Here is an 18,861-nt window from a genome sequence, read left to right as displayed (position 1 = left end):
TTTTAATCAGTCTATCTCGCTTGGGAGTTGTTGGCTAAAGAAACAACAAAGGCAGCTCTAGAGACGTTAGTATATAACCAATTAACTTTTGGCTGATCGATGGCAATAACCGTGTTGGGAAAATCAAATCGCCCCCTATTTTGGATATTCGGACTCATGGCTAGTGGTTTTTTGGCGGTGGGAGTGGTTTCTTATCGCTTACTGCAAACACCTCCTCCTGCCCTAGAATTGGCGAAAATGACCGTTCCTGCTCAACGAGAAACCCTCGCTGTGGAAATTAAAGCTAGTGGTAGGGTGGAACCAATCCAAAGTGTCAACATTAGCCCGAAAAACCCCGGCCGATTAGTGCGATTATTGGTGGATCAGGGCATGATCGTTAAAAGGGGACAAACCCTCGCGGTCATGGATAATTTAGAGGTGTATGCCCAGGGGATGCAGTCAGAAGCGCATCTGCGGGAAGCTCTAGCCAGTCTGGAACAGGCTAAACGCAGTATTCCCGAAGATATCCGGCAATTACAAGCCCGATTTTATCAAGCACAGGCCAGTTATAAGCAATTAGAAGCCCGTTTAGCTCAGGCCAAAGAAAGAATTCCGAAAGATTTAGACCAGCTGCAAGCTCAGGTACAAGCAGCCCAATCCCGTTTTCGACTAGCAGAAAATCGGGTTAAACGCAATGAAAATTTAGTCCGGGAAGGGGCGATCGCTCAAGACCAATTTGATGCCGTCCTCAATGAATATCTCAACGCTAAAGCCAATTTAGACGAATCGATCCGCCGTTTGGAACAAGCAGATAAAACCGCTTCCCCAGAAGTGGCGGGAATTGAGCAGGAAATGATAGGAGCGGCAGCAGCGATCGCAGAAGCGAAATTTGCCCTCGAACAACGCCAAAAAACCCAAGAAACCGAGCTGGCTCGACTAGAATCATCTGTAGCGGCCGCCAGGGCCGATTTAGAGCAAATCAAGATTCAATACCGCGATACAGTCATTACTGCTCCCTTTGATGGCATCGTCACCCAAAAATACGCCACCGAGGGTTCTTTTGTCACTCCCACCACTTCGGCCTCTAGCACCGCTTCCGCCACTTCCACCTCGATTATCGCCCTGGCATCGGGATTGGAAGTGATTGCTAAAGTGCCGGAAGTAGATGTGGGTTTATTGCAGCGCGGCCAACCAGTGCGAATTGTCGCCGATGCTTTTCCTGAAGAAGTCTTTGAAGGTCGAGTTATTCTCGTGGCTCCTGAAGCAATTATCGAGGATAATGTTACTTCTTTTGAGGTCAGAATCGGTTTGGTGACGGGACGGGACAAACTCAAATCGAAAATGAATGTGGATGTAACTTTTGTCGGCCAGCAGTTAGATAATGCTCTCGTCGTGCCGACTGTCGCCATTGTCACCCGGGAAGGCAAGTCAGGGGTTTTAGTTGCCGATGCCGAAAATAAACCCAGTTTTAAACCCGTTTCGATCGGCCTGGTCTTAGACGATAAAACCCAAATTTTATCAGGTTTGGAAGCCGGAGAAAAGGTCTTTATCGATCTCCCCGAAGGGGCCGAAGATACCTCGAAAACTAATAAAAAATCTCAATAATTTTCTTTAACAAGTATTCCTAAATTGTCTTTTTTATGCTAGGTCAGGATTCGGGAAATGGGGGAATGGGGGAATTCAACTAATACCCCAAAACCCTACAACTATCTAACCGATAACTGATAACTGATAACTGATAACCGATAACTGATAACTGATAACTGATAACTGATAACTGATAACTGATAACTGATAACTGATATGTTTATCATCGAAAGTTTAAAAATGGCCGTCTCCACCCTAGGGGCCAATAAAGTGCGTAGCGGCCTGACTATGTTAGGAATTATCATCGGTAACGCTTCGGTGGTGGCCATGATCGGTATTGGCCAAGGGGCGCAAACCTTAGCCAATGACCAGTTTGCTAACTTGGGACCCAATACCATTTTTGTGGTGCCGGGGTCGCGACAAGCACGCAATACCACTGTTAATTTACCGAAAACCTTGGTTTTAGCCGATGCTCAGGCGATCGCCGAACAGGTTCCCACCGTCGCTGAAGTCGCCCCGGAAATAAACGCTCGTTTCCTGATTTCCTATCGTAATCGCAACATGACGGCTCTAGTCACGGGAAGCACCCCAGAATACGCTTCTGTCCGCAATTTTACCCTGGAAAAAGGTCGTTTTATCAATAATATCGATCTAGCCCGCAACAAACGGGTAACGGTGATCGGCACTGAAGTGGCGGCGCAACTTTTCCCCACCCAAAATCCCCTCGGTCAACAGCTGCGGATCAAAAATCTCAGTTTTGAGGTGATCGGGATTTTAGAGGCGAAAGGCTCCTTTTTTGGCAATAATCAGGATGAAATGCTGATTATTCCCCTTAGTACCATGAACTCGCAACTGGTGGGCAAAACCGGACCCTACGGTGTCGAGTTGAGTTGGATTAGTCTCACCGCGCGATCGGGGGAGGAAATCCGCGCCGCTAAGTTCCAAATCCAGAATCTCCTGCGTTTACGCCATAAAATCGTCGCTGAGGATGATTTTCGCGTCGAAACTGCTAAACAGATGATCGAAATCTTCGGCACGATTACCCAGGGACTAACCCTACTTTTGGCTCTAATCGCCGGTATTTCCCTGATTGTCGGTGGTATCGGGGTGATGAATATTATGCTGGTTTCGGTTTCGGAAAGAACCGGGGAAATCGGACTAAGAAAAGCGATCGGAGCCAGAGAACAGGATATTCTCTTACAATTCCTGATTGAATCAACTCTCGTTTCCATCGCCGGCGGCGCGCTGGGTATTCTCTTCGGTGCAGGAGCGATCGTTCTCGTCTCCAGTTTCTCTCCCCTGGCTGCCACTGTTTCCGCCAGCGCCGTCGCCCTGTCTTTGAGCGTTTCCACGGGTATTGGTCTCTTTTTTGGCGTTTTTCCCGCCTATCGTGCCTCTAAATTAGAACCGATTGTCGCCCTCAGAAGTGTATAATTTTTTAAGTTTTTTCGGGGACTTTTTTGGCAAGGATTGCTTTTATAGCTAAGTTGGGGTTTAATGTGTGGGACGGATTTTATAGTCCCGATAACGACGATAATCATTGAGAATGCGATCGTGATCAAAGCATAAAGGTTGGGGGAATTCCCAGAGATGAAAAACCCCGACTTTTTTGGCATCATCGGCAGCGATCGGTTTGCCTTTTGCCGTGGCGATAAAAACAATACTAATGGTGTGTTGACGCGGATCGCGGTTAGGATCGGAATAGACGTGAAATTGCTCGATTAACTGCACCTGTAAACTGATTTCCTCGTAAGCTTCCCGAATGGCCGCCGTTTCCACCGATTCACCGTAGTCCACGAATCCCCCCGGAATTGCCCAACCAAAGGGCGGATTTTTTCTCTCAATTAGTACGATCGGACGGTGGGGCGAGTCGATCAGTTCGATGATAATATCAACAGTGGGAGCAGGATTGCGATAGGTTGTCATCTTTGGCGTTGCTGATTTGATCTCTGAATCTTCTTTTGTGGGATTTTTAAACCCTAAACCCAAACTGACTTTTGGATACGATGTACAGTTGGCATTCATACCTTCTATTTAAACTTAAGTATTTATACTCAGGAAGAAAGTGGGGGCATCCCACTTTCTTTTATCTGTTTTAGGGGTTTCTAGAAGTTGATTAGTCATACCCTTATTCAACTCAGTTAGTCGCTCAAATTCTTGTGCTTGGCACTGGTTTAACCGATAAAAAGGAAGTTTAAGTGTGAGAGTTAAAGTTGCCACGCCGTTTATCTTAACAGACATCTTGCCCGGTTGTGTAAAATTAGGATACGCTTGCTTACAACCAATCGAGTAATTTTGCCCGTAAAGTCTTTTTGCCGAATTTAGTTACAGTTTGTTGACGCAACCATTGCGGGTGACAACGTTGATCCTGACCGGGCAAAATTTCTAGACAAGCTTTAGCCACCTTTTCGGCATCTCGATAGGGAACACGCCACCCCACTAAACCATCCTGCAGCGGCTCTGCTGAACCGTCCTCATCTCCAGAAATCACGGGAATACCACAGGCCATCGCTTCTAGGTAAACAATCCCGAATCCTTCCCGGGAGGGCATAACGTAAGCATTGGCTAAACGATAATGGTCGGCTAATTCCTCCGTGGGGACAAAACCGGCGAAAATTACCTGTTTATCCACTCCTAACTGCTTGGTTAAAGCTTCTAATCTCGGGCGATCGTCCCCCCGTCCAATGACTAGATATTTTACTTCGGGATAAGTCTCTAGAATTGTCGGCAGGGCCCGAATGGTCACATCTACCCCTTTATAGATATCCCCCGACCACAACCGGGCCACTGTTAATAAAACTTTGGCATTTTCTATATCATATTTCTTGATTAATGTCAAGGACTTTTCACCTAAATTAAACTTTTCCTCATCCACCACACAGGGGAGAATTGCTACTTTTTTGGGATCAATAGCGTTAGCCTCACACATAAGATCGCGACTGTAACGGCTAATTGTCCAGATCGATTCGGCCGCTTGCAAGGCCTGTTTTTGGGAATTTGCTAAAGGTTCCCAGACTTCTTTGCCGTAGGTGAGGACGGTGTAGGGTATGCCTAAAGCTTGACAGTAAAGACGGGTGAGGGGGGCTAAATTTATATGACCACAAAAAACCCGTTGGGGACGTTTCCGGAGGAGAGAAACTAAAAACTTAAGGGCTAATTGGATGCGTCCGAGAGTTGCTGATTTATTTTTCAGGTAATAAAAGGTAATACCTTGATTTTTGAAAGGATTAGGACAATCAGTGGCATCCCGCAGCAAAAAAACCTCGGCCGCCTCGGAACCGGGCAAAGTGAGATAAGCTTGCAGAACATCCTTGATATACGATTGAATACCGCCTTCTTGGGCAAAAATCTCTAAAAATAGGAAGATATGAGACATGATAGAACGTCAGCGTCAAAAAGGTTTAGGTTGGGCGAAAAAATTTTCCCTGATCTCTTATCTGTACTATTGCACTTTCTTGATCTATCTCGATCGTCCCCCAAGTAAGTAGTCATGCAAAATTAATTTCCTAGTCGAGACGGTCGTCAGGAGACGGTCGTCGGGAGACGGTCGTCGGGAGACGGGAGACAGTTATCAGGGATCAGATTTGAGTTTTTAGCTCACTGTTTACTGATCACAGCAAAAAGCTGACGGAGTAACTGCTGACGGCTTGGATGTGTAATTAATTTTGCTCAGGTACTTAATAGATCCTAACCGCTAACAGTCCGAAAAAGAACAATCTGGTCGCTGTTCTTGAGTATAACTGCCAGAATCAGGATAATTCCGATGCTGATAGCTAAAATAACTGATATTACTCAGTTTAGCTGATAATGCTGGCCAAGGAGATAGATAAAAAGTGAAGGACGGGGAAATAGTCAGAATTTTCCCAGATGCCACAGATAAAGCCATTTCTTTGTCCCCAGTGTGATCGAGGAATCTTCCCCTTTTAATGCTAGATATTTTCAGGAATTACTAGAGACAAAAAAAATTAAACTTCCTCAACTGCTCTAGCAAAGGTTACAAATGCCCCGAGAACGGTTAAGCTTATTTTAATCTCTGTAATTGCTTTTATGGCTCATTTAACTTCTGAAAGACTGAATTTAACCACAAAAATCGCCTATGGTGCTGGCGATTTAGGACCGGCTATAACTGCTAATATCTCTGTATTTTACCTGCTATTTTTCCTCACTGATGTGGCAGGATTATCGGCAGGATTAGCTGGTAGTGTGCTGATGGTGGTGAGAATTTTCGACGCTATTAACGATCCGATTATTGGCATGTGGAGCGATCGAACTCGTACTATTTGGGGTCGTCGCTTACCATGGATGTTATTGGGGTCAATTCCCTTCGGAATTAGCTATTTTTTACTGTGGTTAATCCCGACTAATAACCAATTATGGTTATTTTTATATTATATTTTGATCGGCATTATCTTTAATTTAACCTATACAGTAGTCAATCTTCCCTACCAGGCACTCACCCCTGAATTAACCCATGATTATAATGAGAGAACCCGCTTAAATAGTTTTCGTTTTGCCTTTTCTATCGGGGGCAGCATTCTCTCATTAATTCTCTATATTCTCGTCTCATCGTCCTATGCCAACGATCTCCATCAAGCTTTTTTATTGTTAGGTGTAGTTTGTGCTTTAATGTCGATTATAGCAGTTATTTGGTGCGCTTTGGTTTTGCAAGAACGAGGAGCAAAAGCGATTCTCAATCCCCCTCAGAAAAAAGTTTTGGCAATTGCTTGTATAGTTATCGGTGCGCTTGCCTTGGTCTATGGACTGGGAAAAATTGGGGTAAATCCCTGGGACTTTATCGCTATTTCCACAATTTTATTAGGAATAGAAGGGATAGTTTCGGGGTTAACCCTTTACTATGGCAAAACTGAAAATCATCTCAAGGATAGCGCAGCAATTAAACAGAGAGAAGCGGATAATAATACCGAAACTATTCCCCTGAAAGAACAATTAAAAATAGTTTTTGGTAATCGTCCCTTTTTATACGTTATTGGCATCTATCTTTGTGCCTGGTTAGGAGTACAATTAACCGCCTCGATTTTGGTTTACTACGTCGTCAGCTACATGAGACTATCGGAAGCAGCATCGGGTTTAGTCGCTTTAGCAGTGCAGGGAACAGCTTTAGTGATGTTATTTTTCTGGCAAGCAGTTAGTCAGAAATTAGACAAAAAGATAGTCTATTTTTTAGGGATGACAGTCTGGATTATTGCCCAAATCGGTTTATTTTTGCTCCAACCAGGAGAAATAACTTTGATGTATGCTTTGGCAGTTTTGGCGGGATTTGGCGTATCTGTGGCCTATTTAATTCCTTGGTCAATGGTTCCTGATGTGATTGAATTAGACGAATTAGAAACAGGAAAACGTCGAGAAGGGATTTTTTATGCTTTCATGGTACTTCTGCAAAAAATTGGTTTAGCTTTGGGGTTATTTCTTGTCGGTATTGCCCTAGAAACATCGGGTTTTAAACCGAGAATCCCAGGAGAAGCAATTCCCGTGCAGCCAGATAGTGCTTTAATAGCAATTCGCCTAGCAATTGCCCCTTTACCAGCATTTTTCCTGATCATTAGCTTAATTCTTGCCTATTTTTATCCAATTACTCGCCAAGTTCACGCCGAAATTTTAGACCAATTAGCAGCAAGAAGACAAGAAGAAAAGTAGGCCTTGCTGAATCAAGCTAAGTAGTCGTGCAAAATTAATTTCCTAGTCGAGACAGGAGACAGGCTTCGGCCGTGAGCTTTTGCGTTCGACAAAAGCTCACGCCGAGGTCCGAACGGAGACGGTCGTCAGGAGACGGTCGTCAGGAGACGGGAGACAGGAGACGGTCGTCAGGAGACGGGATACAGCTATTAGGGATCGGATTTGAGTTTTCAGTTCACTGTTTCCTCACATCAGAAGTCTGACGGAGTAGTGGCTTAGATGTGTAATTAATTGTGCTTAGATACTTATGAATGCCAACTGTGCATCTTATCCAAAAGTTAGTTTGGGTCTAGGTTTTAAAAATCCCCACACCCATTGCCTGATTACAGTTCTAAAGCTTCGTAGATGTATAATTTATTCAAAAAACCGACGCTGCTGAAGTGGTAACTAGGTAAAGGGGGAGGGAACCATAATTCCGTTTGATAAACACTGAAAATGAGAAAATTCTTTCTAGTAGTCTTACTGGCGATCGCTTCTTGTAAAAAAGGTTGACCCGTATCCACCAACATTTTACAGTAACCCCGCAAGAGAGGTTGCACATCGAGGGAAGCTTGCGCCCGAGCGCAGACATTATCCCTAAGATAGCTAGTTAACCTCTGGGAAGCGTATTGTTCGTAATCTTGACGATTGGGGTTAGTTGTCAGCAATATCCCCGCAATTCCCCCTAAAACCACTCCTACCACCACTCCCCCTAACCGTGCCAATTTCATAAGCTCTCAAATCATCACTCACTTACCCTAACCATAGCCCGAATTGAGGATAAAAAACCTGTTGCCAACCATTCGTTTTGTGCTATACTAGGGAAGGTGTGCGGCGAGCGTAGCCAAGTGGTTAAGGCAGTGGATTGTGGTTCCACCACTCGGGGGTTCGAGTCCCCTCGTTCGCCCTCTTATGAACTACTCCCATCCGCTAGGTAGTTACCCGGAGTCTCCTGTCTCCGATCTCAAAAATGGAAATTAATTTGGCACGACTACTTAACAAATTATTGCGATCGCTTGCCATTAACTAACTTTCAGCGATAATCTAAAGTCAGAGTCGATCGGGAGATAAGATCATGAACTTTCGTCTAGTTCTATTTTCAGGCCTAGTCACCGCTTTAGTTGGGGCAGGTATCGGTTATGGCATTAGCCGCATTGAACGCAATCCCAGCCAAGTCAACTATAAAAATCCCTATAACTATCAAATCATCTATAGACGTTATTTGACCGGTGCCGGGGCAGCCCTGGGCTTCTGTGTGGGTGCGAGTTTGCAAATGGTCAAAGAACTCAAAGAAGCCAGAGATAGAGAAATGGGCATCCTAGATGATGGGTCAGAATTCTAGTCTTTTGGGGCTAATTCCTCAAGAATGATGAATTGAACGTGATTAATCGCTAAATCGCCGATGGGAACTTGGGTTTTTAACACCGGTTGTCCTTCACTTAGCATTCGTTCAAAGGGGATATCTTTGGCAATTTCCGTGTGATACCAAGCTAAACCCATAAAGAAACGATTGGGATAGGGACCACCTTCAAAAATATCATCGGGATTGGACTCCATGGGAACCCAACCGATAGAGGGAAGATAAAATTCCATCCAGACGTGATTGTAATCCGGTTCGAGGGGTAAATTACGTTCAAGGGGATGGGGTGGGCATTTATAGCGTCCTACCGTGCGACAGGCAATACCATTGAGACGACACAAAGCCAATAATAAACCCACATATTCGCCACAGGAACCCACTCCGCGCCGCAGGGCAATATCGGGGGTGTCGATGTTGGGTTTGATGCCGTAGGAAAGCTGATCATAGACGTAATTACGAATACTATAAACTTTTCTGAGTAGATTGGTTTCCCGACCGATCGCTTCTTCGGCAGCATTGAGGATAATTTCTGTATTCATAGCCAGATCATCATTATCGATCAAATAGCGATCGGGAAAATCGGCGGGTAAGGTGGGTAAATCTTCGCAATCTTTGGGAGTAATTTGATATTTAATACCCCACACTTCTAATACTACTTTCCAACCAAAAATATGACGTTGTTTGCTGGTTATTTGCTCAAACTTAAATACTGCCACCCGCTGCCCGTCCTGAATTTCTTCAATAAAAGGCAATCCCACCGCTTCGACGCTGCGAATTTTTTGCCGCGGTGTTTCCAAGGGTAAAGCGATGCGCCATTCCACATCTTTTAATTCGATATTATAGAGAGGTTCTAATTCCTCGACGTAGGATAATTCAATCAGATAACCGTTAGAAAGGGTGTATTTTTTAGCGGGATCGTGGTGAAAATATAGAGGATGGACAAAAGTACGCGGACGATAACTAAGTTCGTAAACCTGTTCGGAATTGGGATTATCGCGGATAAAGGGTTCTTGGAAAGCATAGGCCACATATAAGATATCCTTGCCACTGTTTGCATCGCGATAAAATGCTAATCCCGTCGGTGATTCAAAAGGAGTTATCATGCTAAAAAGCTGTTCTCCCGTGGCGCGATCAAGACAGTAAACCGTTTGTTCTAGGGTATCCGTTAACCAAAGTTCTTCCCCGCGAATGGTGATATTTTCGATGCCGATACCCGGCGCGTACAAACGAGTAATTTCCTGTCCCGATTGGCGATCAAATATAAAGATTTGTCCAGAACGTTGACAAGTGACATAAATTGTGTTACTGGTTACGGCGACTCCGTTAGCGGTGTAGGGAAGACGGGTAAAAAATTTCGGGGTAAAATCTTCGAGAGTGCAGCAGTAGAGATTTTCGCGAGTAGTAAACCAGAGGTTATTTTGATCATCGATTGCCAATCCCGTCGTCCCGACGAATTCTTGCCAGCGATGGGAATTAAGTACGGTTGTATGACCAGTATCGAGGGCAATTTGGTATAAATAGCCGTTTTTTGCGTCGATAGCGATTAATTTGTTATCTTGAAATACAATTCCGTGCAGGGCTGTGGCGCTAATCGGGCGAATCGTTTGACGATGGGAGGGAAGACTGGCAGGATCGAAAATCATAGGAGGAAGCGAAAAGGGAAGGCGTTTTTAAGTGAATAAAACAGCAATTCTTCCCACGATAGCAAATTTTATCGCCCTTGAATGCTCGTAATGAACTCCAATTCTGAAAAAAATGTCAAGAATTGTCACCTATAGTCCCTCTCATACCCTTGTACCTACCTACGAGTGTTTCAATCGTTGCAGTTATTGTAATTTTCGCAGGGATTTAGGCACTGATGGCTGGTTAAGTCTAGACAAGGCAAAAGAGATTTTAACTGCTTTGCAGGGTTCGGAAATTACGGAAATTTTAATTCTTAGCGGCGAAGTTCATCCTTTAGCCGCCAATCGAGAGTTATGGTTTCGGCATATTTATAATTTAGCAGAATTGGCTTTAAATATGGGTTTTTATCCCCATACCAATGCGGGGATTTTAACTTTTGCCGAGATGGAAAAACTCAAAAATGTCAATCTATCTATGGGCATAATGTTAGAACAAATGACGGTGACTTTATTAAATACTGTCCATCGTCATGCCCCCAGTAAAGTGCCATCCCTGCGCTTAGAACAGTTACAATGGGCGGGAGAATTAGGAATTACTTTTACCACGGGGTTATTATTAGGAATTGGTGAAACGGAATGCGATCGCTTAGTAACCTTAGAAACTATTGCCGCTCTTCATCAACGTTGGGGACATATTCAAGAAGTGATCCTACAACCCTATAATCCGGGCAAAAGAGAACAGTGGCAAAATAATCCTTTTGATCTGCAAAAACTGCCCGCTCTGGTTAGGCAAGCCAGGGAAATTTTGCCCCCAGATATTGTCATTCAAATTCCCCCGAATCTAGTACCCGATCCTCTTTTTCTCTTGGATTGTTTAGCGGCAGGAGCGCGGGATTTAGGCGGTATTGGCATTATCGATGAAGTTAATCCCGATTACCTCCATTTACACCCCGATAAATTAAAGGAATTTTTAGCAATTTATGGCTGGGAATTAAAGGCGCGCCTACCGGTTTATAAGTAAGAGGAAATGGTAAAGTATCGCTATAATCTAGTTTCAAATCATCATCGGTAGCAAAAACAGCTTGATATTAAATATAAATCTCAAGACAAAACTTGCTCAAAAACCCTATTTATCCCAGCATAATATCCCGATCAAACTCAAGAATAATTTCCTAAAAAACCAGCAACTTTTTTGACTATAATAACGACAAGATTATCGGTATAGCCTTAGACTATCCTATGATAAGCCCTATCTTGATCGCCATATATATTTATGAAATTTAGTGAAATTGCCCAAAAATTAAGCCCTTTAGTGCAATCCCAGAGTTTGACCGCCTATCCCGACAGAAATCCCCAAATTAAAGCCATAACTCCCATCGAAACCGCCCTAGTCGATACCATTAGCTATATCGAAGGGGGAAAATTTGCTTCCTTTGTCGCCAAAACTGACGCTACTGCCCTAATTCTGCCCCTGGATAGCAATCTACAACAACAGGCCGACGAACGCGGCATCGCTTGGTTAGCTAGTGCCAATCCCCGACTTTTATTCGCCCACGCCATCAAATTATTCTATCAACCCTTTCAGCCCCAACCCTACATTCACGCCACCGCCGTGGTGCATCCATCGGCTAAAATCGGCCATAAAGTCGCCATCGGGGCCCATGCCGTGGTAGAAGCCAATGTCACCCTCGGTGATGGGGTGTGCATTCATCCTAACGCCGTTATTTACCCCGGGGTGCATATTGGCGATCGCACAATTCTCCACGCTAACTGTACCATCCATGAACGGGTACAAATCGGCAATGATTGCGTTATCCACAGTGGCGCTGTTATCGGTGCCGAGGGCTTCGGTTTTGTGCCAGTTCCCGAAGGCTGGTTTAAGATGGAACAATCGGGTATCGTGGTCTTAGAAGATGGGGTAGAAATTGGCTGTAATAGCGCCGTGGATCGCCCGGCAGTGGGAGAAACCCGCATCGGTAGCCAGACTAAGATCGATAATCTCGTCCATATTGCCCATAATTGCCAAATTGGCCAAGCTTGCGCCCTAGCAGGACAGGTGGGCATGGCAGGAGGCGTAAAAGTGGGCAATCGCGTTATTTTAGCGGGACAGGTGGGCATTGCCAATCAAGCAGTAATCGGTGACGGTGCGATCGCAACCGCCCAAACTGGCATTCACAACGATATCGGAGCAGGAGAAGTGGTTTCTGGCTCTCCTGCTATGCCTCATAAACTATTCCTCAAGGTAGCAGCCGCTTACAAGCGTTTACCCGAAATCTATCAAGCGGTTAAGCAATTAAAAAAATAGCCCTATTCAGGAGGCAGAAGGCAGGAGGCAGGAGGCAGGATTCAGGAGATTATTTCTATTTATTCTCCCTTCTCCCCACTTCCCCACTTCCCCACTTCCCCACACCCCACACCCCACACCCCACACCCCGATCAAAGTGACTGGCAAAACCAAGGGCGCTATCGCCGCAGGACATCCAAAAACTGCCGAAGCTGGACAATTAATCTTAGAAATGGGCGGCAATGCCTTCGATGGGATTGTTGGCTCGATCTTAGCGGCTTTCGTGGTCGAATTTACCCTCGCTTCCGCGGGGGGCGGCGGTTTTTTACTAGCACATACCAAGGAAAAAGTCAATACCCTTTTTGATTTTTTCTGTCAAACTCCCAAATCTAAAAAATCCTTGACAAATATCGACTTTTACCCAGTGGCGATCAATTTTGGGGGTGCTAGTCAAGATTTTCACATTGGCCGAGGTGCGATCGCTACGACCGGGGCGTTACGAGGATTGGAAACAGTGCAGAAAAAACTGGGAAAATTGCCCTTTGCCGTGGTAGCGGAGCCAGCGATCGAATATGCTCGACAAGGCTACATTTTGAGCCAATATAACGGCTTTTGCCTGGGTTTACTCGCTTCGATCCTGCTCAAAGATAGAGAGGGTTTAAAAGTCTATGCTCCCCAGGGACAATTATTAGAAGCTGGCGATCGCTGTGTGATGAGGGATTTTGCCAACACCCTAGAGGAATTAAGCAAAAAAGGCGTAAAAGACTTTTATGAGGGAGAAATCGCCCACCAAATCGCCAAGGATATGCAGGAGGGCGGTTATCTTACTCTCGAAGACTTAAATCACTATCAAGTCATTGAGAGAAAACCCCTAAAAACCCAATATCGTGGTTACGAAATCCTGACTAATCCGCCTCCTAGTTCTGGAGGAATTCTCCTAGCTTTTGCCCTAAAATTACTGGAAACAGTCAATTTATCGGCTTTAGAGCATCTAGGAGCCAAACATCTGCAAATTTTAACGGAAGTGATGGCCTTAACCAATCAAGCGCGCGCCCAAGGCTACGATAATTTTATCCATCAGGAGGGAATCGAAGATAAGTTCCTCTCGCCAGAATTTTTAGGCAAATATCCCAATAAATGGGGCAGTACCACCCATATTAGCGTTATCGATCAAGAGGGCAATGCCGCCAGTGCCACCTTTTCCAACGGCGAAGGCTCGGCTTATACCGTGCCAGGGACGGGAATTATGCTCAATAATATGATCGGGGAAGCGGACTTAAATCCCTTTGGTTTTCACAATTGGCCCGTTGATCGTCGTTTATCCTCAATGATGTCCCCGACGATGATTTTAGAGGAAGGAAAGCCGCGATTTGTTCTCGGTTCTGGGGGTTCCAATCGCATTCGCACCGCTATTTTGCAAGTTATTAGCAATTTAATCGATTTTCGGCAATCTTTACCCGATGCGATTGCTGCCTCGCGCATACACTGGGAAAATCAACAATTAGGAATTGAACCTCTAGAAGATCGGGAGAATATGCTCGAAAATCTGGTTTTACCCGCAAATACTCAAGTATCCCGGTGGCAAGAACAAAATATGTTTTTTGGGGGTGTGCATGGGGTGTTCGTGAATGATCGGGGGGAATTAACCGCTACGGGCGATCCGCGTCGGGATGGAGTAGGATTAGTGATTAGTAATTAGTAATCGGCCAACATAGTGGTGTGAGCTTATTTACTTCTTATCGTTTACTGTTTACTTTCGAGATACTCATGTTGCTCTTGCGTTATGGTATTACCGTGAGTGCGGTGCTTGGGTTGATTTTCTTGGCTGAATCCTCGGTTAAGGCACAAACTCAGTCCGCTGCCGATTTATTGAAGAAACCCCAACCTACTGTCAATCCAGTTTCTCAATTACCCGGTCCATCGGCGGCACCGGCAACCACGGAAGCGGATCCCAAAGCCCCTAATTATCTTAATCCTAGTGGCAATCCGCTAATTTTTCCCACCAAACCAGATGAGGTGAATATTAGGGTAGTACAACCGATCACCTTAAATCAAGCGATCGAATTAGCTTTAAAAAATAATCAGACCTTACAGACAGCCCGGGTCGATTTAGAAATCGCTCGCGCCCAATTAAAGGAACAACAGGCGGCTTTATTACCCACGGCCCAAGCGGAAACCAGTCTCACTCAAGATCAATCGGCAGCTGCCCAAAGACAGAATGAGTTAGCCCGTCAACAGGGAATCCCAGCAGTTACACCCGAAGACAGTACCACCCTTCAGGGTAGTGTTCGGATTGTCTATGGGGTTTATACAGGGGGTGAACGGGCAGCCCAGATCAAAAGGGCCGAAAAAGTGATCCGGCAACAGGAATTAGAGGTGGAACGAGTCTCGGAACAAACTCGTTTTGATGCCACCGATGCCTATTATGAATTACAAAGGGGTGACGCTCAGGTAGCGATCGCCCAAGCCTCGATCGAAGATGCTAGTCAAAGTTTACGCGATGCTCAATTATTGGAGCAAGCGGGACTAGGAACCCGATTTGCTGTCCTACAGGCGGAAGTTGACCTCGCTAACGCTAACCAAGACTTAACCCGGGCGATTTCTAACCAGCGTATTTCCCGACGGCGACTGGCACAGATATTGAGTGTCGGCCAACACATTGAGTTAACCGCTGCCGATGAGATTCGCGAGGCGGGAACTTGGGGCTTGAGTCTTGATGATAGTATCGTTTTAGCCTACAAAAATCGCGCAGAATTAGAACAACAACTCTTACAACGGGAAATTAGCGCAGAAGACCGCTCGATCGCCATTTCGGCGGTGATTCCCCAAGTGGACCTTTTGGGTCAGTATAATGTCCTCAACGATCTCAGTGATGAAGCTGGTTTTGGCGATGGTTTTAGCGTCGGTGGCCGGATTCGTTGGACTTTCTTTGATGGTGGTCGTGCTTTTGCTCGCGCTCGTCAAGCGGAAAGAAATATCGATCGCGCCGATACGGAATTCTCCCTCCGTCGCAATGAAATTCGCCTTCAAGTGGAGGAATCCTACTATAGTTTGATTTCTAACCAAGAAAACATCAAAACTTCGCAAAAAAGCATTGAATCGGCCACGGAAAGTCTGCGATTAGCCCGTTTACGCTTTCAGGCGGGTGTGGGAACCCAAACGGATGTGATCAACTCCCAACGGGATTTAACCGATGCCAGAAGCCGTTATCTACAGGCGATCGTCGATTACAATAGATCCTTGAATAGTCTCCAGCGAGCGATTAGTAATTTACCGGATAATCGTTTGTTTGAAGTGCGTTAATTGTGGGATTTATCGAGGTGTGGTGTGGGGGGAGATAGGCAAATCTCCCCTATTTTAACGAGTTTTGATAGATCACCGGGTTAGGCGATCGTTCCCGTCAGGGGGGAACTAGGACTAGCAGATGACTTAATCGGCATTCTTCCCGCTAAATAGGCTAAACGTCCCGCTTTTGCCGCCATTCCCATGGCTTGGGCCATCATAGCCGGATTGGCCGCCATAGCGATCGCACTGTTAATTAATAAGGCATCGGCCCCCATTTCCAGGGCCCGGGCTGCTTCTGAGGGTGTACCGATCCCGGCATCTACCACCACGGGAATTTTGGCCGATTCGATGATAATCGCGATATTTGCCTCATTTTTCAGCCCCTGTCCCGATCCGATCGGCGATCCTAGCGGCATAACCGTGGCGCAGCCGGCTTCCTCTAAACGTTTGGCTAAGAGAGGATCGGCGTTAATATAGGGCAGTACGGCAAAACCCTCTTTAACTAATTGTTCGGCCGCTTGCAAAGTTCCGATCGGATCGGGTAATAAATATTTAGGATCGGGAATAACTTCGAGTTTAATAAAGTTATTGTCTTCCTGTCCCAATAATTTGGCCATTTCTCGCCCTAAACGAGCCACGCGAATCGCTTCTTCGGCCGTTTGACAACCGGCAGTGTTGGGTAACATCCAGATTTTCGACCAATCAATCGCCTCTGCTAATCCCTCATGGCCGGGTGCGTTCGTTTGTACTCGTCTAACGGCAACGGTGACAATCTGACATTCACTGGCACTAATACTTTCCTGCATAGTGGTCAGATTGGCATATTTGCCAGTCCCAGTCATCAAGCGGGAGTGAAAAGTTTTCCCGGCAATGGTGAGACTATCATTCTGGAGCGATAAAAGCGCCTGGGGTTGATTTTCAATAATAGTTAAGGACATATTATGTGGAATAGTAAGGGGTGATGGTCGCTTAAAGCGATCGCCGCTAAAATGGGTCAAAATGGGATTAACTTTGTCATTAATCACCAGGTCAGCGATTAAGGAAGCAGTGACAGGGGCGAGTAAAATGCCATTGCGATAGTGACCGGTGGCTAAAATCAGGTTATCACAGCTACTGCGGCCTAAAATGGGCAATTCATCGGCTGTACCCGGACGGAATCCCCACCACATTTCCTCGATTTCCCAGTCAGCTAAAGGGGGATAGAGACGGGTGGCGCGTTCAAAAAGGGTTTGCAGTCCTTGGGGTGTATTGCCAGTTTGCCAGGCCACTTTTTCGGAAGTGGCCCCGATAATTAAACGACCATTACGACGGGGAACTAGATAGGTTTGCGGACCGAATAAAATCCTAGCTAAGGTCTGGTTAGGGGGCATTTTTACCGCAGCCATTTGACCTTTGACGGGATGGATAGGGAGGGGTAAAAGTTGACTGGCCCAGGATCCGGCCGCTAAAATGTAAATTTTTGCTTCTAATTCCCCAATTGAGGTATAAATACTCTTGACTTTTCCCTGCTTTTGTTGTATGGCGTGGACTTCTACCCCTTGGCGAATTTCTACCCCTAAATTTTCGGCCGCTTGTTGCAGCGCAGTCACTAGCTGCCGGTTGTCCACTTGTCCATCGTCGGGATACCACCAACCACCGACCACATCTTTACCTAGTCCGGGTTGGTAGAGGTGAACTGCATTGCTGTCTAACCAAATTTTATTAACTTCCTCGGTAGTAACGGGCTGATCTAGCTCGTAAACGGGAGCAAGAATACCACAGGGATAGTAACCGCTGTTTATCCCCGTTAAATCCTCGATTTTGCGAGTCCATTCTGGATATAGCCAGCGCGATTGCCGACAAAGATCGAGAAACGGACCTGGGGGAATCCCTTCTGCGTGGGGGGCTAACATTCCCGCGGCCGCACGACTAGCGGCCTGAGCTATATCTCGAACTAGGAGGGTAACTTTTGCCCCGCGCAATTGCAAATCGACGGCGATCGCTAATCCGATGATACCACCGCCCACGATCAAAATTTCGCTAGTTGAGTTCATAAAGTCTCTGGCACCAAAGAGAATTACTGAAATGACAAGGAATCAGAAGTTAAAACAAGAAAGACGTAGTAAAATAACATATATATTTTTTTTATCCCAATTAATCATAATTTTTAGCTTGATTGACTACTAAACTCGCAATTAGTCAGCCGAGAGAGGGGAGAAGTGAGGATACTGGCATAATTTAAGCTTAAGATGATTTGTAGTCAATCTTTTCTAAGCTTCCCTTTTTCTTTAGAGCATAATGACTTCCCCTGCTGTCGATCGAGTTTATCAAGGTCAATTCGGAGAGTTTACGATTACGGATAGCGATCGCCTAGGGGTGCATCTCTACCGTCTGGGGTTAAATTTAGCGGCTTTTAGTTTCGCTGTCGCTACAATTATAGTTCTCAGCCGACCGCAATTATTGCCCCTGACCAACCTTTTATACATTGGTTTTTGTCTGGGGTTAGGCATCAGTTTATTGACTATCCATATTTATTTAATTCCCCTTCATCGTCTCCTGCAAGTTTTTTGGCTAATCGGGGCGATTACTTCCCTAATTTTAAGCTTTTATTATCAGCTTTCTCCCCTAGAATTTGTCTATCACCATCCGGTGAGTTTATTGGGTGTGGGCTTTATTTTTGCTAGTCTCACGGGGATTTATTTCAAAGAAGCCTTTTGTTTTAATCGTCTAGAAACCAAGTTTTTAACCCCTCTAGTTCCCGCCCTTTTACTCGGTCATCTTTTGGGGATATTGCCCTTAAATTGGGAAAAGGGGCTATTAATTCTCTGGGCGACTTTATTCGTTATCTTTGCCCTGGGAAAGTTAAGCCAACCTCTCCCCAACGATATCGGTGATAAATCCGTCTTTGAACATCTTAATCATTGACGAACTCTCCAGAGATTAATCGGAAAATATTCGGAAAATTAAGTCGGCTGCCCGCTTATCTAAATGCCTCTCTTGTCTTTTGTGGGATCAGTTTTCACCTTTTTGTTTTTTGTCTCTTTCTGGTTTATCCTTGGTCAGTAATCAATAAGCAGTAATCAGTGAAAAGA

16 protein-coding genes, 1 tRNA gene and 1 pseudogene are annotated in these 18,861 nt (G+C 45.3%); 10 read left to right on the top strand and 8 right to left on the bottom strand.

Annotation, left to right across the window (positions count from 1 at the left end):
• Window positions 1–11: 11 nt before the first annotated feature.
• Window positions 12–158, bottom strand: coding sequence for a hypothetical protein (locus tag O9334_RS09105; RefSeq protein WP_172456657.1), 147 nt, complete (start codon window positions 156–158; stop codon window positions 12–14).
• On the opposite strand from O9334_RS09105, the gene O9334_RS09100 reads away from it, so the two are divergent.
• Together O9334_RS09100 and O9334_RS09095 are read left to right on the top strand one after the other, a co-directional pair.
• Window positions 100–1,584 (top strand): efflux RND transporter periplasmic adaptor subunit, encoded by a 1,485-nt coding sequence (locus tag O9334_RS09100; protein ID WP_045362669.1) that lies wholly within the window; start codon window positions 100–102, stop codon window positions 1,582–1,584. The genes O9334_RS09105 and O9334_RS09100 overlap by 59 nt on opposite strands.
• 198 nt (window positions 1,585–1,782) lie before the next feature.
• The gene (locus O9334_RS09095) at window positions 1,783–3,000 is read left to right on the top strand and encodes an ABC transporter permease (protein WP_287999929.1); all 1,218 of its coding nucleotides are present in this window, start codon (window positions 1,783–1,785) and stop codon (window positions 2,998–3,000) included.
• 60 nt (window positions 3,001–3,060) lie between these two features.
• Here the strand turns inward: O9334_RS09095 and O9334_RS09090 are convergent, their stop codons facing one another.
• From O9334_RS09090 to O9334_RS09075, 4 genes and pseudogenes are all read right to left on the bottom strand, one after another.
• On the bottom strand, window positions 3,061–3,492 hold the full coding sequence (locus O9334_RS09090; RefSeq protein WP_287999927.1) for an NUDIX domain-containing protein: 432 nt from the start codon (window positions 3,490–3,492) through the stop codon (window positions 3,061–3,063).
• Window positions 3,493–3,627: 135 nt separating this feature from the next.
• Window positions 3,628–3,786: pseudogene (locus O9334_RS09085) on the bottom strand (RNA-guided endonuclease TnpB family protein); the annotation flags it as partial.
• Between the two features lie 55 nt (window positions 3,787–3,841).
• Window positions 3,842–4,945, bottom strand: coding sequence for a glycosyltransferase family 4 protein (locus tag O9334_RS09080; RefSeq protein WP_080754364.1), 1,104 nt, complete (start codon window positions 4,943–4,945; stop codon window positions 3,842–3,844).
• Window positions 4,946–5,260: 315 nt separating this feature from the next.
• Window positions 5,261–5,452 carry a hypothetical protein gene (locus O9334_RS09075; RefSeq protein WP_190380500.1) on the bottom strand — a complete coding sequence of 64 codons (192 nt, stop codon included), beginning with the start codon at window positions 5,450–5,452 and terminating at the stop codon, window positions 5,261–5,263.
• 161 nt (window positions 5,453–5,613) lie between these two features.
• On the opposite strand from O9334_RS09075, the gene O9334_RS09070 reads away from it, so the two are divergent.
• Window positions 5,614–7,221 (top strand): MFS transporter, encoded by a 1,608-nt coding sequence (locus O9334_RS09070; protein WP_045362659.1) that lies wholly within the window; start codon window positions 5,614–5,616, stop codon window positions 7,219–7,221.
• 362 nt (window positions 7,222–7,583) lie between these two features.
• Here the strand turns inward: O9334_RS09070 and O9334_RS09065 are convergent, their stop codons facing one another.
• Window positions 7,584–7,970: a DUF4359 domain-containing protein gene (locus O9334_RS09065; protein ID WP_045362657.1), complete on the bottom strand. Its 387-nt coding sequence runs from the start codon at window positions 7,968–7,970 to the stop codon at window positions 7,584–7,586.
• A gap of 103 nt (window positions 7,971–8,073) precedes the next feature.
• Here O9334_RS09065 and O9334_RS09060 point away from each other — a divergent pair.
• Both O9334_RS09060 and O9334_RS09055 read left to right on the top strand, forming a co-directional pair.
• Window positions 8,074–8,146: transfer RNA gene (locus O9334_RS09060), tRNA-His, on the top strand.
• A 168-nt stretch (window positions 8,147–8,314) separates the two neighbouring features.
• Entirely contained in the window at window positions 8,315–8,581 is a 267-nt protein-coding gene (locus O9334_RS09055; RefSeq protein ID WP_045362654.1) for a hypothetical protein, read from the top strand.
• Here O9334_RS09055 and O9334_RS09050 read toward each other — a convergent pair.
• Window positions 8,578–10,242: a transglutaminase domain-containing protein gene (locus tag O9334_RS09050; protein ID WP_045362651.1), complete on the bottom strand. Its 1,665-nt coding sequence runs from the start codon at window positions 10,240–10,242 to the stop codon at window positions 8,578–8,580. The genes O9334_RS09055 and O9334_RS09050 overlap by 4 nt on opposite strands.
• 112 nt (window positions 10,243–10,354) lie before the next feature.
• On the opposite strand from O9334_RS09050, the gene cofG reads away from it, so the two are divergent.
• The 4 genes from cofG (at window position 10,355) to O9334_RS09030 (ending at window position 15,808) form a co-directional block, all read left to right on the top strand.
• Window positions 10,355–11,242, top strand: coding sequence for a 7,8-didemethyl-8-hydroxy-5-deazariboflavin synthase subunit CofG (cofG, locus tag O9334_RS09045; RefSeq protein ID WP_045362648.1), 888 nt, complete (start codon window positions 10,355–10,357; stop codon window positions 11,240–11,242).
• 252 nt (window positions 11,243–11,494) lie between these two features.
• A complete protein-coding gene (lpxD, locus tag O9334_RS09040; RefSeq protein WP_045362645.1) occupies window positions 11,495–12,526 on the top strand; it encodes a UDP-3-O-(3-hydroxymyristoyl)glucosamine N-acyltransferase in 1,032 nt (343 codons plus the stop codon).
• A 136-nt stretch (window positions 12,527–12,662) separates the two neighbouring features.
• Entirely contained in the window at window positions 12,663–14,204 is a 1,542-nt protein-coding gene (ggt, locus tag O9334_RS09035; protein WP_287999922.1) for a gamma-glutamyltransferase, read from the top strand.
• A 68-nt stretch (window positions 14,205–14,272) separates the two neighbouring features.
• Window positions 14,273–15,808: a TolC family protein gene (locus O9334_RS09030; protein WP_287999921.1), complete on the top strand. Its 1,536-nt coding sequence runs from the start codon at window positions 14,273–14,275 to the stop codon at window positions 15,806–15,808.
• Window positions 15,809–15,888: 80 nt separating this feature from the next.
• Here the strand turns inward: O9334_RS09030 and thiO are convergent, their stop codons facing one another.
• The gene (gene thiO / locus O9334_RS09025) at window positions 15,889–17,823 is read right to left on the bottom strand and encodes a glycine oxidase ThiO (protein ID WP_190380141.1); all 1,935 of its coding nucleotides are present in this window, start codon (window positions 17,821–17,823) and stop codon (window positions 15,889–15,891) included.
• Window positions 17,824–18,067: 244 nt separating this feature from the next.
• On the opposite strand from thiO, the gene O9334_RS09020 reads away from it, so the two are divergent.
• On the top strand, window positions 18,068–18,694 hold the full coding sequence (locus tag O9334_RS09020) for a DUF2301 domain-containing membrane protein (RefSeq protein ID WP_287999918.1): 627 nt from the start codon (window positions 18,068–18,070) through the stop codon (window positions 18,692–18,694).
• Window positions 18,695–18,861: the final 167 nt, after the last annotated feature.

This window comes from Microcystis sp. LE19-8.1F (assembly GCF_027531715.1).
In the GTDB taxonomy this organism is placed as follows: Bacteria; Cyanobacteriota; Cyanobacteriia; order Cyanobacteriales; family Microcystaceae; genus Microcystis; species Microcystis wesenbergii_A.
The sequence above is the reverse complement of the archived record's forward strand: the minus strand, read 5'-3'. Positions and strand labels throughout refer to the sequence as shown.

What these genes read in the sequence shown, in the direction of transcription:
- O9334_RS09100 (WP_045362669.1), top strand. Translation starts at nt 100, where the DNA reads ATGGCAATAACCGTGTTGGGAAAATCAAATCGCCCCCTATTTTGGATA.
- cofG (WP_045362648.1), top strand. Translation starts at nt 10,355, where the DNA reads ATGTCAAGAATTGTCACCTATAGTCCCTCTCATACCCTTGTACCTACC.
- O9334_RS09020 (WP_287999918.1), top strand. Translation starts at nt 18,068, where the DNA reads ATGACTTCCCCTGCTGTCGATCGAGTTTATCAAGGTCAATTCGGAGAG.
- O9334_RS09070 (WP_045362659.1), top strand. Translation starts at nt 5,614, where the DNA reads ATGGCTCATTTAACTTCTGAAAGACTGAATTTAACCACAAAAATCGCC.
- O9334_RS09065 (WP_045362657.1), bottom strand. Translation starts at nt 7,970, where the DNA reads ATGAAATTGGCACGGTTAGGGGGAGTGGTGGTAGGAGTGGTTTTAGGG.
- O9334_RS09105 (WP_172456657.1), bottom strand. Translation starts at nt 158, where the DNA reads ATGAGTCCGAATATCCAAAATAGGGGGCGATTTGATTTTCCCAACACG.
- O9334_RS09050 (WP_045362651.1), bottom strand. Translation starts at nt 10,242, where the DNA reads ATGATTTTCGATCCTGCCAGTCTTCCCTCCCATCGTCAAACGATTCGC.
- O9334_RS09095 (WP_287999929.1), top strand. Translation starts at nt 1,783, where the DNA reads ATGTTTATCATCGAAAGTTTAAAAATGGCCGTCTCCACCCTAGGGGCC.
- O9334_RS09075 (WP_190380500.1), bottom strand. Translation starts at nt 5,452, where the DNA reads ATGGCTTTATCTGTGGCATCTGGGAAAATTCTGACTATTTCCCCGTCC.
- O9334_RS09090 (WP_287999927.1), bottom strand. Translation starts at nt 3,492, where the DNA reads ATGACAACCTATCGCAATCCTGCTCCCACTGTTGATATTATCATCGAA.
- thiO (WP_190380141.1), bottom strand. Translation starts at nt 17,823, where the DNA reads ATGAACTCAACTAGCGAAATTTTGATCGTGGGCGGTGGTATCATCGGA.
- lpxD (WP_045362645.1), top strand. Translation starts at nt 11,495, where the DNA reads ATGAAATTTAGTGAAATTGCCCAAAAATTAAGCCCTTTAGTGCAATCC.
- O9334_RS09055 (WP_045362654.1), top strand. Translation starts at nt 8,315, where the DNA reads ATGAACTTTCGTCTAGTTCTATTTTCAGGCCTAGTCACCGCTTTAGTT.
- O9334_RS09030 (WP_287999921.1), top strand. Translation starts at nt 14,273, where the DNA reads ATGTTGCTCTTGCGTTATGGTATTACCGTGAGTGCGGTGCTTGGGTTG.